Here is a 12609-nt window from a genome sequence, read left to right on the forward strand (position 1 = left end):
GGGCGGCGCGGCGCGCGAGCACGGCCGCCCGCCGGCGGCCGACGTGATGCGCGGCGGTCCGCCGCCCGCAATCGTCAGTACCGCAGTCAGTGCCCGAAATCCCTGCTCACTCGTGCTTTCCCAAGGAAACCCATCGTGAAGTCCTCCGGATCGGCGCGCACCGCGCGCCGCAATACTGCCTCGTCCACCGCCGACACCGAAACTGCCGCCCCCGCCCGCGGCGCATCGGCCACCCAGAAAGCCACGAAGACGGTCGCCACGAAAGCCGCCAAGACCACGGCCACGGCCACCACGAAGCCCCGGACCGCCCGCACCGCAGTCAAGCCGGATGCAAAGGCCGCCGACGCCGTAGTGAAACCGGTTGCCACGCAACGCGCCACCGCCAAGACCGTGGCCAAGCCGGCCGCAAAAGCCGTCGACACCGCAGTGAAACCGGTTGCCACGCAACGCGCCACCGCCAAGACCTCGGCCAAACCCGCCGGGAAGGCCGCTGACGTCACCGTGAAACCGGCCGCCGCACAGCGCGCCACCGCCAAGACCGCAGCCCAGGCCGCCGTCGAAAAGGCGGCAGCAGCGCCGGCTCGCGCCGCAGGCAAGACCAAAGCCGCGCCGAAAACGAACGGCCGTACGCGCGACGACAAGGATCGGCCGCTGTTCGAGGACATCCGCTATCTGGGACGCCTGCTGGGCGACGTGGTGCGCGAGCAGGAAGGCGACGCCGTGTTCGACGTGGTCGAAACGATCCGCCAGCACGCCGTGAAATTCCGCCGCGAGGACGACCGCGAAGCCGCCACCACGCTCGACCGCATGCTGCGCAAGCTCACGCCCGAGCAAACCGTCAGCGTGGTGCGCGCGTTCAGCTACTTCTCGCACCTGGCCAATATCGCCGAGGATCGCCATCACAACCGCCGTCGCCGCATCCACGCGCTGGCCGGCTCGGCGCCGCAGGCCGGCACGGTGGCGTTCGCGCTGCAATCGCTGAAGGCGGCCGGCGACGCATCCGCCGACGTGGTCCGCCGCTTCTTCGACGAGGCGCTGATCGTGCCGGTGCTGACCGCGCACCCGACCGAAGTGCAGCGCAAGAGCATTCTCGACGCGCAGCACGACATCGCGCGCCTGCTGGCCCAGCGCGATCAGGAACTGACCGCCCGCGAGCGTTCGCACAACGAAGCGCTGCTGCGCGCCCGCGTCACGACGCTGTGGCAAACCCGCATGCTGCGCGACGCGCGCCTGACGGTCGGCGACGAAATCGACAACGCCCTCTCCTATTACCGCGCGACCTTCCTCGACGAGCTGCCGGCGCTCTACGCCGACATCGAGGAAGCGCTGGCCGAGCACGGCCTCGACGCGCGCGTGCCGGCGTTCTTCCAGATGGGCAGCTGGATCGGTGGCGACCGCGACGGCAATCCGAACGTGACGGCCGCCACGCTCGAGGAGGCGATCCATCGCCAGGGCACGGTGATCCTCGAGCATTACCTGGAACAGGTGCACAAGCTCGGCGCCGAGCTGTCGGTCTCGCACCTGCTGGTGGGCGCGAGCGATGACGTCAAGGCGCTGGCCGCCGCCTCGCCCGACCAGTCGCCGCACCGCGTCGACGAGCCGTACCGCCGCGCGCTGATCGGCATCTACACGCGCGTCGCCGCGAGCGCGCGCGTGCGCCTCGGCGAAGGCGCGGTGGCCGTGCGCAGCGCGGGCCGCGGCGCGCCGCCCGTGCGGGCCACGCCGTACCCCGATTCGGAAGCGTTCGCGCGCGACTTGCGCGTGCTGCACGAATCGCTGATCGCCCACCACGGCGCCTCGCTCGCCACGCCGCGCCTCGCGCCGCTGGTGCGGGCCGCCGAGGTGTTCGGCTTCCATCTGGCCAGCATCGACCTGCGCCAGAGCTCGGACATCCACGAAGCGGTGATCGCCGAACTGTTCGCGCGCGCCGGCGTGGAGGCCGATTACGCCGCGCTGGCCGAAGCCGACAAGCTGCGCGTGCTGCTGGCGGCCCTGGCCGACCCGCGCCCGTTGCGCATTCCGTATCTCGATTACTCGGCACTGGCGACCAGCGAACTCGGCGTGCTGGAGAAGGCGCGCGAGGTGCGCGCGATGTTCGGCGCGCGCGCCGTGCGCAACTACATCATCTCGCACACCGAAACGGTGTCGGATCTGGTCGAGGTGTTGCTGCTGCAGAAGGAAACCGGCCTGCTCGACGGCACCTTCGGCGCGAACGGCAACGCGAAGCACGGCCTGATGGTGATTCCGCTGTTCGAAACCATTGCCGACCTGCGCAACGCCGCGGACATCATGCGCGACTACTTCGCGCTGCCGGGCGCCGAGGCGATGGTGGCCCACCAGGGCGGCGAGCAGGAAGTCATGCTCGGCTACTCGGACAGCAACAAGGACGGCGGCTTCCTGACCTCGAACTGGGAGCTGTACCACGCCGAACTCGCGCTGGTCGAACTGTTCAGCGGGCACGACATCAAGCTGCGCCTGTTCCACGGCCGGGGCGGCACGGTCGGCCGCGGCGGCGGCCCGACCTATCAGGCGATCCTGTCGCAGCCGCCGGGCACGGTGAACGGCCAGATCCGCCTGACCGAGCAGGGCGAGGTGATCGCCAGCAAGTTCGCGAACCCGGAAATCGGCCGCCGCAACCTCGAAACGGTGGTGGCCGCCACGCTGGAGGCCTCGCTGCTGCCGCGCAACAACGCCCCGGCGCAATTGCCGGCGTTCGAGGCGGCAATGCAGACGCTGTCGGACGCCGCGATGGCCGCGTACCGCGCGCTCGTCTACGAAACCCCGGGCTTCAAGGATTACTTCTTCGCCTCCACGCCGATCAGCGAAATCGCCGAGCTGAACATCGGCAGCCGCCCGGCCTCGCGCAAGCTGCAGGACCCGAAGAACCGCAAGATCGAGGACCTGCGCGCGATTCCGTGGGGCTTCTCGTGGGGCCAGTGCCGCCTGCTGCTGACGGGCTGGTACGGCTTCGGCAGCGCATTCGCCGCCTATCTGGACGGCGCCGCGAACGAGGCCGAGCGCGCCAAGCGCCTCGCGCTGCTGCAGAAGATGAACAAGACCTGGCCGTTCTTCTCGCACCTGCTGTCGAACATGGACATGGTGCTGGCCAAGACCGACCTGGCCGTGGCCTCGCGCTACGCCGAGCTGGTGGCGGACCGCAAGCTGCGCAAGCAGGTGTTCGGGCGGATCGTGGCCGAATGGGAACGCACGGCGGCGGCGCTGGCCCAGATCACCGGGCACGAAGCGCGGCTCGCGGCCAATCCGCTGCTGGCGCGCTCGATCCAGAACCGTTTCCCGTACCTCGACCCGCTCAACCACCTGCAGGTCGAACTGCTCAAGCGCCACCGCGCCGGCGACACCAACGCTCGCGTGCGCCGCGGGATTCATCTGAGCATCAACGGGATCGCGGCCGGCCTGCGCAATACCGGCTAAGCCGATCCGGGCGTGCAGTGGTTCGCACGCCCGGGTTTCGGCCCCGGCCCGCCACGGCGCGGACATCGGCAACGGTGTTCGCGCCGTGTTTCTTTGCGGCGCCGGTTGCCGCCCCGCTTGCAGCCCGCTCGCAGCCCCGGTCGCGGCATCGCACCCGGCGACCCGCTACAATGGCGCTCGCACGGGTACCAGTACCAGGGCCGGCACTATCCCGGTATCGACAGCACCCGCTTCCGTCGCTTTCCAAGTTTTCGAGTTTCCGATCCCCCGCCGCATCGCGATCCGATGAGTCCGTCCCGTTCCGCCCCGCCCCCGCTCGACGCCACGCCCGCCCGCGCGCTCGGCGATTTCATCCGCGCCCACCGCGAGCGCCTCACGCCCGAAGCCGTCGGCCTGCCGCCCGGCCCGCGCCGCCGCACGCCGGGCCTGCGCCGCGAGGAAGTCGCGCAGCTCTGCGGCGTCAGCCCGACCTGGTACACCTGGATCGAGCAAGGCCGGCAGGTGTCGGCCTCCGCCGACGCGCTGGCGCGTATCGCCGTGGCGCTGCGCCTGTCGCGCGCCGAACGCGCCTACCTGTTCGAACTGGCCGCCCAGCGCGATCCGGCCGAGCCGGAGCTGGCCACCGCCGACGTGCCCGACACGCTGGTGGCGGCCGTCCGGCTGGTCGCCGCGCCGGCCTACGTGCTCGATCGCCAATGGAACGCACTGGCCTGGAACGAGCCGGCCGCCGCGCTGTTTACGGGCTGGCTCGACCAGCCGGGCGACCTTGGCAACGGCGGCGGACAGGATCGCAACCTGCTGCGCTTCACGTTCATGTCGCCGGCCGCACGTACGCTGATTGTCGATTGGGATACGCGCGCGCGCCGGCTGGTGGCCGAATTCCGCGCCGATTCGATCCGGCACCTGAACGACGCGCCCACCCGCACGCTGATCGATTCGCTGGTGGCCGGCAGCGAGGCATTCGCGCACTACTGGGCCTCGCAGGACGTGGTCGAGCGCGAGGGCGGCGAGCGTGCGTTCGACCATCCGCGCGACGGCCGCGTCGTCTATCAGCAGACCACGCTGAAGCCCGCCCATCGTGAAGATCTGAAATTCGTGATGCTGATTCCCGGCATGCCGTCGGCCACCGAGGTGACGCCCACGCCGTAAGCAACGGCAGCGCCATCGTCCCGGTACGCCGCGCCAGCCACCGTGGCGCCGCCCACGCCGTAAGCAACGGCAGCGCCATCGTCCCGACACGCCATCGACCACCGTGGTGCTGCGCGCGCCGTAGGCAACCACACCCGCCACCACGGCGCCAACCGCCCGCTGCGGGTCGGCCCGCGCACCGTCGAATGCTAGAATCCGCATCTGCTCTGCGGCTCGCGCCGCTCCACTCTCCTTACGAATCGCCATGACGTCCCAATTGCACAAAAAGGGCGAGGCCTGGTCGGCCCGCTTCTCGGAACCGATGTCGGAGCTGGTCAAGCGCTACACGTCGTCGGTGTTCTTCGACAAGCGCCTGGCCCTCGTCGACATCGCCGGCTCGCTCGCGCACGCGAAGATGCTCGCCGCGCAGAAGATCATCCACGCCGACGACTTCGCCGCGATCGAGCGCGGCATGACGCAGATCCAGGGCGAAATCGAGCGTGGCGAATTCGAATGGCAGCTCGACCTCGAAGACGTCCACCTCAACATCGAAGCGCGCCTGACCGCGCTGATCGGCGACGCCGGCAAGCGCCTGCACACGGGCCGTTCGCGCAACGACCAGGTGGCCACCGACATCCGCCTGTGGCTGCGCGGCGAAATCGACCGCATCGGCGGCCTGCTGACCGACCTGCGCGGCGCCCTGCTCGACCTCGCCGAACAACACGCCGCCACGATCATGCCGGGCTTCACGCACCTGCAGGTCGCGCAGCCGGTCACGTTCGGCCATCACCTGCTCGCCTACGTGGAAATGTTCACGCGCGACGCCGGCCGCATGCGCGACTGCCGCGCCCGCGTGAACCGCCTGCCGCTGGGCGCCGCCGCGCTGGCCGGCACCAGCTACCCGATCGATCGTCACGCCGTGGCCGCCACGCTCGGCTTCGACGGCATCTGCACGAACTCGCTCGACGCCGTGTCGGATCGCGATTTCGCGATCGAATTCACGGCCGCGGCCGCGCTCGTCATGACGCACGTCTCGCGCTTCTCGGAAGAACTCGTGCTGTGGATGAGCCCGCGCGTCGGCTTCATCGACATCGCCGACCGCTTCTGCACCGGCTCGTCGATCATGCCGCAGAAGAAGAACCCGGACGTGCCCGAGCTCGCGCGCGGCAAGACCGGCCGCGTGAACGGCCACCTGATGGCGCTGCTGACGCTGATGAAGGGCCAGCCGCTCGCGTACAACAAGGACAACCAGGAAGACAAGGAACCGCTGTTCGACACGGTCGATACCGTTGCCGACACGCTGCGAATCTTCGCCGAAATGGTGGCGGGCATCACGGTCAAGGCCGAGGCGATGCGCGCCGCCGCACTTCAGGGCTTCTCGACCGCCACCGATCTCGCCGACTACCTCGTCAAGCGCGGCCTGCCGTTCCGCGATGCGCACGAAGCCGTCGCGCACGCCGTGAAGATCTGCGACGACCGCGGCATCGACCTGGCCGACCTGACGCTCGAACAAATGAAGCAGGATCTGCCGAACGTCGCGCATCTGCTCGGCGACGACGTGTTTGGCTACCTGACCCTCGAAGGCTCGGTGGCAAGCCGCAATCACCCGGGGGGCACCGCGCCCGACCAGGTGCGCGCGGCCATCGCCGCGGCGCGCGCTGCGCTCGCCTGACCGGAACGTCACGCGCCGGTTTCGACCCCACGTTCTGCGGAGCGTGGGGTTTTGTTTTTTTGCGCCGGCGTTCTGTCCGAGGCATAACGGCAACGCCCTCATCAATTGCGAACGCAATTGATTACGCAAAAACCCTCTCCTGCCAGAACTGACAGTTATTGCCCGCGCGCCGATGTGTTTACATGGTCGCGAATTTAGTTGGCAATCCAAATCATCCTTATCGGAAAATCGACGAACCTTATATCGAATATGCACGTCATCTCGCAGAACCGCATGCCGAACGACGGCTATGTCCGGCTTCCCCGGCATCAATTGCGGGTGCTCAGCTTCGCGCACCGCGCGACCGAACTCGACCGCAGCCTGCTCGACGAACTGAACGTCGGCAACATCATGGCGCGCTGCGCCGGCATCACGGAATGGGAATGCCGCAGCGACACCTGCCGCTACATCACGGTGGGCTGGGACTGGTTCGTCGACGAATGCGGGCGCACCGCGCTGGCCGACGACGACGTGCGCAGCAACGTGATGCTGCTCGATGAAACGGGTCGCGATCTCGGCATGCGCCAGACCGCCAGCGCGTTCCGCGACGTGATCGAGCGGCTCGACTGGCAACGCGTGGTGGGGGAATTCGCCGCCGACAGCGCGGTGGGGCGCCCGGGCTGAAGCGAAAGCAGGCGCATGACGCGCCCGCCGTCACTTGTTGTTGACCGTCTCGGACAGACGCTTGAGCGTGGCCACGCGCGCGCCGATCAGATCGACGCGCTGCTGCTCGCTGATCATCGGCGTGGTGCCGTCACGGAAGCTGACCCAGGCGCGCTGCGCCCGCACCAGCACCGGCCGGCCGCGCGCCGGCATGCGCTTTTGCAGCTTCACGTAATAGCGGTTCAGGTCGAACAGCGCGTGCTCGCAGGCGGCATCGTCCGAACAGGCGCGCACGCGATGCACGGCGTCGGCGCCGCCGTTCGGCTTGCTGTAGCGATCGGCCGCGTCGCGCAGCGACAGCGCGCGATCGCGCACCGGCTGGATGCGCATGTCGGCGCTGGCCAGCGCATACATCGTGCCGGAGGTGGTGGCGTACACCGCCTGCGTCAGCAGCGTCTCGTCATTGCGCCACAGCAGCCAGCGCCGCTGGCTTTCCTGCCAGCCCCGTCTGGCGCTGGCCGGCTCCACCGTGCCCAATTGCTTGAACGCGTCGTCCACGGCACTCAGCCACTGCGCGCGGGCCTCGTCCATGCACTGGATCTGGCCGACCGTCGAGGAACGGTCGCGCCGTGCCAGACACTGGCGCATCGCGACATCGATCGGATCGGCGGCCGCCACCTCGGCATGCGCCGGCACCGGCGCCGCCGCGCCGAGCCAGCCGGCCACGGCCAGCGCCGCCGCGGCCACCGCCCGCGCACGCAGCGCGCGGCGGCCCGGACTGAAGATCGCGAAGCCGCTCATCGTCAGTCGCGCACGCAATCGACGTAGTACTCGACGCGCCCGTTCACTTCCTCGGCCACCAGCCCGTGCACATCGGTATGGAAGCCCGGGAAGCGCTCGTTGAAGTCGCGCGCGAACCGCAGGTAGCTGACGATGGTCGCGTTGAAGCGCTCGCCCGGGATCAGCAGCGGAATGCCCGGCGGGTACGGCGTCAGCAGGATGCTGGTCACGCGGCCTTCGAGTTCGTCGAGCGGCACGCGGTCGATCTCGCGGTGCGCAAGCTTGGCAAACGCGTCGGACGCCTTCATCGCCGGCTCCATGTCCGACAGGTACATCTCGGTCGTCAGGCGGGCGATATCGTTGGCGCGGTACACGTCGTGGATCTGCGCGCACAGATCGCGCAGGCCCACGCGCTCGTAGATCGGATACTGCGCGACGAATTCCGGCAGCACGCGCCACAGCGGCTGGTTGTTGTCGTAATCGTCCTTGAACTGCTGCAGCTCGGTCACCATCGAATTCCAGCGGCCCTTCGTGATGCCGATCGTGAACATGATGAAGAACGAGTACAGGCCGGTTTTCTCGACGATGATGCCGTGCTCGGCCAGATACTTCGTGACGATCGCGGCCGGGATGCCCGTTTCGCCGAATTCGCCATCCACGTCGAGCCCCGGCGTGATGATCGTCGCCTTGATCGGGTCGAGCATGTTGAAGCCTTCGGCCAGATTGCCGAAGCCGTGCCAGCGATCGTTCGGGCGCAGGATCCAGTCCTCGCGCGAGCCGATGCCTTCGTCCGGCAGCGTGTCCGGGCCCCACACCGAGAAGAACCAGTCGTCGCCGTATTCGGCGTCGACCTTGCGCATCGCGCGGCGGAAATCGATCGCCTCGGCGATCGATTCCTCGACCAACGCCGGGCCGCCGGGCGCCTCCATCATCGCGGCCGCGACGTCGCACGAGGCGATGATCGCGTACTGCGGGCTGGTGGAGGTGTGCATCAGGTAAGCCTCGTTGAAGCGATGCTTGTCGAACGTGCGGTTCTCCGAATCCTGCACGACGATCTGCGAGGCCTGCGAGATGCCGGCCAGCAGCTTGTGCGTGGAGTGCGTCGCGAACACCAGCGAACCGGTGCGCGGGCGGCCCGCGCCGATCGCGTGCATGTCCTGGTAGAACTCGTGGAATTCGGCGTGCGGCAGCCACGCTTCGTCGAAGTGCAGCGTGTCGAGCAGATCGCCGAGCAGATCCTTGATCTGCTCGACGTTGTAGATCACGCCGTCGTACGTGCTCTGCGTGATCGTCAGGATGCGCGGCTTCGCGTTCGGGTTCTTCTTCAGCGCCTCGCGCGCGAACGGGTTCGCCTCGATCTTCTTGCGGATGTTTTCCGGCTTGAATTCGTCGCGCGGAATCGGGCCGATGATGCCGAAGTGATTGCGCGTGGGCGTCAGGAACACGGGAATCGCGTGCGTCATGGTGATCGCATGCAGGATCGACTTGTGACAGTTGCGGTCGACCAGCACGATGTCGCCCGGCGCCACGGTGGCGTGCCAGACGATCTTGTTCGAGGTGGACGTGCCGTTGGTCACGAAGAACAGGTGATCGGCGCTGAAGATGCGCGCGGCGTTGCGCTCGGACGCGGCCACCGGCCCGGTGTGGTCGAGCAGCTGGCCGAGTTCGTCCACGGCGTTGCACACGTCGGCGCGCAGCATGTTCTCGCCGAAGAACTGGTGGAACATCTGGCCGAGCGGGTTCTTCAGGAACGCCACGCCGCCCGAGTGCCCCGGGCAGTGCCACGAGTACGAACCTTCGTCGGCGTACTTGACCAGTTCCTTGAAGAACGGCGGCGCCAGCGAATCGAGGTACACCTTGGTTTCGCGGATGATGTGGCGCGCGACGAACTCGGGCGTGTCCTCGAACATGTGGATGAATCCGTGCAGCTCGCGCAGCACGTCGTTCGGGATATGGCGCGAGGTGCGCGTCTCGCCGTACAGGAAGATGGGAATGTCGGCATTGCGGCGGCGCACTTCGGTCACGAACGCGCGCAGCTCGATGATCGCCGTGGCCAGTTCGGGCAGCTCGCCGTCCGGGCCGGTTTCGCCGAGCATCAGCTCGTCGTCGTCGATCGACAGGATGAAGCACGACGCCCGGCTCGACTGTTGCGCGAACGACGTCAGATCGCCGTAGCTCGTCAGACCGTTGACCTCGACGCCCTCTTTTTCGAGCGCTTCGGCCAATGCGCGAATGCCGGAGCCCGAAATGTTCTCGGAGCGGAAGTCTTCATCGATGATGACGACGGGGAAGCGAAACTTCATGGGCGAATCTCCAAAAAGAACGACCGCGGCGCGTCAAGCGCAGCGGTCACCCGGTAACCGGTTGGCAAAACGTGTATCCAACCAGATCAGGTTTTCGGCAGCGTGACACCACGCTGGCCCTGGTATTTGCCGCCGCGATCGGCGTAGGACACTTCGCACACTTCGTCGCTCTCGAAGAACAGCACCTGCGCGACGCCTTCGTTCGCGTAGATCTTCGCCGGCAGCGGCGTGGTGTTCGAGAATTCGAGCGTCACGTAGCCTTCCCATTCGGGCTCGAACGGCGTGACGTTGACGATGATGCCGCAACGCGCGTAGGTCGACTTGCCGAGGCAGACGGTCAGCACCGTGCGCGGAATGCGGAAATATTCGACGGTGCGGGCCAGCGCGAACGAGTTCGGCGGGATGATGCACACATCGCCCTTGAAGTCGACGAACGAGCCTTCGTCGAAGTTCTTCGGGTCGACGATGGTCGAATTGATGTTGGTGAAGATCTTGAATTCGTCCGCGCAGCGGATGTCGTAGCCATAGCTCGAGGTGCCGTAGCTGACGATCCTGCGGCCGTCCTCGGACTCGCGCACCTGACCGGGCACGAACGGCTCGATCATCTTGTGTTGTTCGGCCATGCGCCGAATCCACTTGTCGGACTTGATGCTCATAAGAAGGCGCCAGATAAGGCTACAGATCGGGGTCGCGCCACCGGGCATGCCCGGTGGCAAGGAAAGGCGCACATTTTACGCGATCACGGCCGGCGCGCGAGCTTGCGTCACGGCCTGACGACACCGCACGCCAGGCCGGGGCCGGCGCCGTGCTGCGGGAAGGCGGGGTCGCCCGCGTCGCGGTGGATCAGCACCGAGCGGCCGAACACCGAGCGCACGCCGTCGAGCGCCACGTCGGGCGCGACGATGAAGCCGGCGGCGACGCCGTTGGAATCCGCGTGGATATTGCCGAGATCGCCCGCCACCCGCGCGCCGGCGCGCAGCCGGTCGGCCGAGGGCGCGAACACCGGGCCGGCGCTGGCGCCGTCCACGGCGTTGCAGTCGCCGCGGTCGTGCACCTGCAGCGCGTGATCGGTATCGGGCGGCAAGCCGACGAAGTTGTAGGACACCTGCACGCCGTCGGGGCGCTCGACGAAGGTCAGCGCGCCGCGCGTCTGGCTGCCGAACGTGGGTTGCAGCAGCGCGGTGGCGCGCTTTTCGTGGGTCGACGCGAAGGACGTGCAGCCGTTCAGCACGACCATCGCGGCCAGGACGGCGAGCGCGGTGGCGCAGGCCGTCCCGTCGAATCGTTGTTTCATGCGATCCTCACGCCGGCGCACGCGCCGGATAAGCGCGCCCGCAGGCCTGAAAAAAGGGGACCAGGGGAAAGTCGCCATCATACCCCGGGTTCCGGCGCGTGAAACAGCAGGAAGGACAGGGTTTTACGTATTCTGAACCACGATCGACGGGAATTTCGACGTCATGTCCTTCGAACGCTCCGCGATCGCGATCGCCACCTTGCGCGCGATCTCGCGATAACGCGCCGCCACCGCCGAATCGGGCGCGGCCACCACGGTGGGCGTGCCGCTGTCGGCCTGCTGGCGGATCGCGATGTCGAGCGGCAGGCTGCCGAGCACCGGCGCGCCGTATTCGGTCGCCATCTGTGCCGCGCCGCCCGAGCCGAAGATGTGCTCTTCGTGGCCGCAGTTCGAACACACGTGGATGCTCATGTTCTCGACCAGCCCGAGGATCGGGATGCCGACCTTCTCGAACATCTTCAAGCCCTTCTTGGCGTCGAGCAACGCGATGTCCTGCGGCGTGGTGACGATCACCGCGCCCGTCACCGGCACGCGCTGGGCCAGCGTCAACTGGATGTCGCCGGTGCCCGGCGGCATGTCGACGATCAGGTAATCGAGGTCGCGCCAGTTGGTCTGCCGCAGCAATTGTTCCAGCGCCGAGGTGGCCATCGGGCCGCGCCAGACCATCGGGTTGTCCTCGTCGATCAGGAAGCCGATCGAGTTGGCCTGCAGGCCGTGGCCCATCATCGGGTTCATCGACTGGTTGTCGGGCGACTCGGGGCGGCCCTGCACGCCGAGCATGGTCGGCAGCGACGGGCCGTAGATGTCCGCATCGAGGATGCCGACCGTGGCGCCTTCCTGGGCCAGCGCGAGCGCCAGGTTGACGGCGGTGGTGCTCTTGCCCACGCCGCCCTTGCCCGAGGCCACCGCGACGATGTTCTTGACGTTCGGCAACAGCTTCACGCCGCGCTGCACGGTGTGCGTCACGATGTCCTGCTCGACCGCCACGCGCGCCGCGCGCACGCCCGGCACCCGAGCCAGCGCCTCGGCCATGCACTGGCGCACCGCCTCGTGCTGGCTGCGCGCCGGATAGCCGAGCACCACCGTCAGCGTGACGGTGTCGCCATCGATCGCGACGTCGCGAATACCCTTGCCCGCCGCGTAGGGGCGGTTCGTGTTGGGATCGACGAGCGCCGCGAGCGCGGCGTCGACAGTGGCCCGTTCAATACTCATCGAAACTCCGTGGAATCGTGGTTCGCCATGCCGCGCGAGGCGTGCCGCGCAGCCGGCGATGCTGCCTTCGCAACGCCGTCAATCCTCCGACGAGAGCGCGGCAGGCAAGAAAAGTGAAAGAATTTATTGCACGTCATTGCGCGAAA

General features: G+C 67.8%; 9 protein-coding genes. 4 read left to right on the plus strand and 5 right to left on the minus strand.

Annotation, left to right across the window (positions count from 1 at the left end):
• The first annotated feature begins 651 nt into the window (after nucleotides 1-651).
• The 4 genes from ppc to ACYP33_RS27265 all read left to right on the plus strand — a co-directional run bounded on the left by ppc (nucleotide 652) and on the right by ACYP33_RS27265 (nucleotide 6895).
• On the plus strand, nucleotides 652-3432 hold the full coding sequence (gene ppc, locus ACYP33_RS27250) for a phosphoenolpyruvate carboxylase (protein ID WP_459624676.1): 2781 nt from the start codon (nucleotides 652-654) through the stop codon (nucleotides 3430-3432).
• 285 nt (nucleotides 3433-3717) lie between these two features.
• Nucleotides 3718-4581: a helix-turn-helix transcriptional regulator gene (locus ACYP33_RS27255; RefSeq protein ID WP_459624598.1), complete on the plus strand. Its 864-nt coding sequence runs from the start codon at nucleotides 3718-3720 to the stop codon at nucleotides 4579-4581.
• Between the two features lie 244 nt (nucleotides 4582-4825).
• The gene (gene argH / locus ACYP33_RS27260) at nucleotides 4826-6232 is read left to right on the plus strand and encodes an argininosuccinate lyase (protein WP_414451212.1); all 1407 of its coding nucleotides are present in this window, start codon (nucleotides 4826-4828) and stop codon (nucleotides 6230-6232) included.
• Between the two features lie 249 nt (nucleotides 6233-6481).
• The gene (locus ACYP33_RS27265) at nucleotides 6482-6895 is read left to right on the plus strand and encodes a DUF4902 domain-containing protein (protein WP_414451211.1); all 414 of its coding nucleotides are present in this window, start codon (nucleotides 6482-6484) and stop codon (nucleotides 6893-6895) included.
• 30 nt (nucleotides 6896-6925) lie between these two features.
• On the opposite strand, the gene ACYP33_RS27270 is transcribed toward ACYP33_RS27265, so the two are convergent.
• From ACYP33_RS27270 to apbC, 5 genes are all read right to left on the minus strand, one after another.
• Nucleotides 6926-7675 carry a lysozyme inhibitor LprI family protein gene (locus ACYP33_RS27270; RefSeq protein WP_459624599.1) on the minus strand — a complete coding sequence of 250 codons (750 nt, stop codon included), beginning with the start codon at nucleotides 7673-7675 and terminating at the stop codon, nucleotides 6926-6928.
• 2 nt (nucleotides 7676-7677) lie between these two features.
• On the minus strand, nucleotides 7678-9957 hold the full coding sequence (locus tag ACYP33_RS27275) for an Orn/Lys/Arg family decarboxylase (RefSeq protein ID WP_414442813.1): 2280 nt from the start codon (nucleotides 9955-9957) through the stop codon (nucleotides 7678-7680).
• An 86-nt stretch (nucleotides 9958-10043) separates the two neighbouring features.
• On the minus strand, nucleotides 10044-10613 hold the full coding sequence (gene dcd / locus ACYP33_RS27280) for a dCTP deaminase (protein ID WP_414442814.1): 570 nt from the start codon (nucleotides 10611-10613) through the stop codon (nucleotides 10044-10046).
• A 107-nt stretch (nucleotides 10614-10720) separates the two neighbouring features.
• Nucleotides 10721-11251: a superoxide dismutase family protein gene (locus tag ACYP33_RS27285; protein WP_459624600.1), complete on the minus strand. Its 531-nt coding sequence runs from the start codon at nucleotides 11249-11251 to the stop codon at nucleotides 10721-10723.
• Between the two features lie 123 nt (nucleotides 11252-11374).
• Nucleotides 11375-12463 carry an iron-sulfur cluster carrier protein ApbC gene (gene apbC, locus ACYP33_RS27290; RefSeq protein ID WP_414442816.1) on the minus strand — a complete coding sequence of 363 codons (1089 nt, stop codon included), beginning with the start codon at nucleotides 12461-12463 and terminating at the stop codon, nucleotides 11375-11377.
• Nucleotides 12464-12609 lie beyond the last annotated feature (146 nt).

This window comes from Burkholderia sp. 3C, from assembly GCF_054589155.1.

What these genes read in the sequence shown, in the direction of transcription:
- ACYP33_RS27255 (WP_459624598.1), top strand. Translation starts at nt 3,718, where the DNA reads ATGAGTCCGTCCCGTTCCGCCCCGCCCCCGCTCGACGCCACGCCCGCC.
- argH (WP_414451212.1), top strand. Translation starts at nt 4,826, where the DNA reads ATGACGTCCCAATTGCACAAAAAGGGCGAGGCCTGGTCGGCCCGCTTC.
- ACYP33_RS27265 (WP_414451211.1), top strand. Translation starts at nt 6,482, where the DNA reads ATGCACGTCATCTCGCAGAACCGCATGCCGAACGACGGCTATGTCCGG.
- ACYP33_RS27270 (WP_459624599.1), bottom strand. Translation starts at nt 7,675, where the DNA reads ATGAGCGGCTTCGCGATCTTCAGTCCGGGCCGCCGCGCGCTGCGTGCG.
- ACYP33_RS27275 (WP_414442813.1), bottom strand. Translation starts at nt 9,957, where the DNA reads ATGAAGTTTCGCTTCCCCGTCGTCATCATCGATGAAGACTTCCGCTCC.
- dcd (WP_414442814.1), bottom strand. Translation starts at nt 10,613, where the DNA reads ATGAGCATCAAGTCCGACAAGTGGATTCGGCGCATGGCCGAACAACAC.
- ACYP33_RS27285 (WP_459624600.1), bottom strand. Translation starts at nt 11,251, where the DNA reads ATGAAACAACGATTCGACGGGACGGCCTGCGCCACCGCGCTCGCCGTC.
- apbC (WP_414442816.1), bottom strand. Translation starts at nt 12,463, where the DNA reads ATGAGTATTGAACGGGCCACTGTCGACGCCGCGCTCGCGGCGCTCGTC.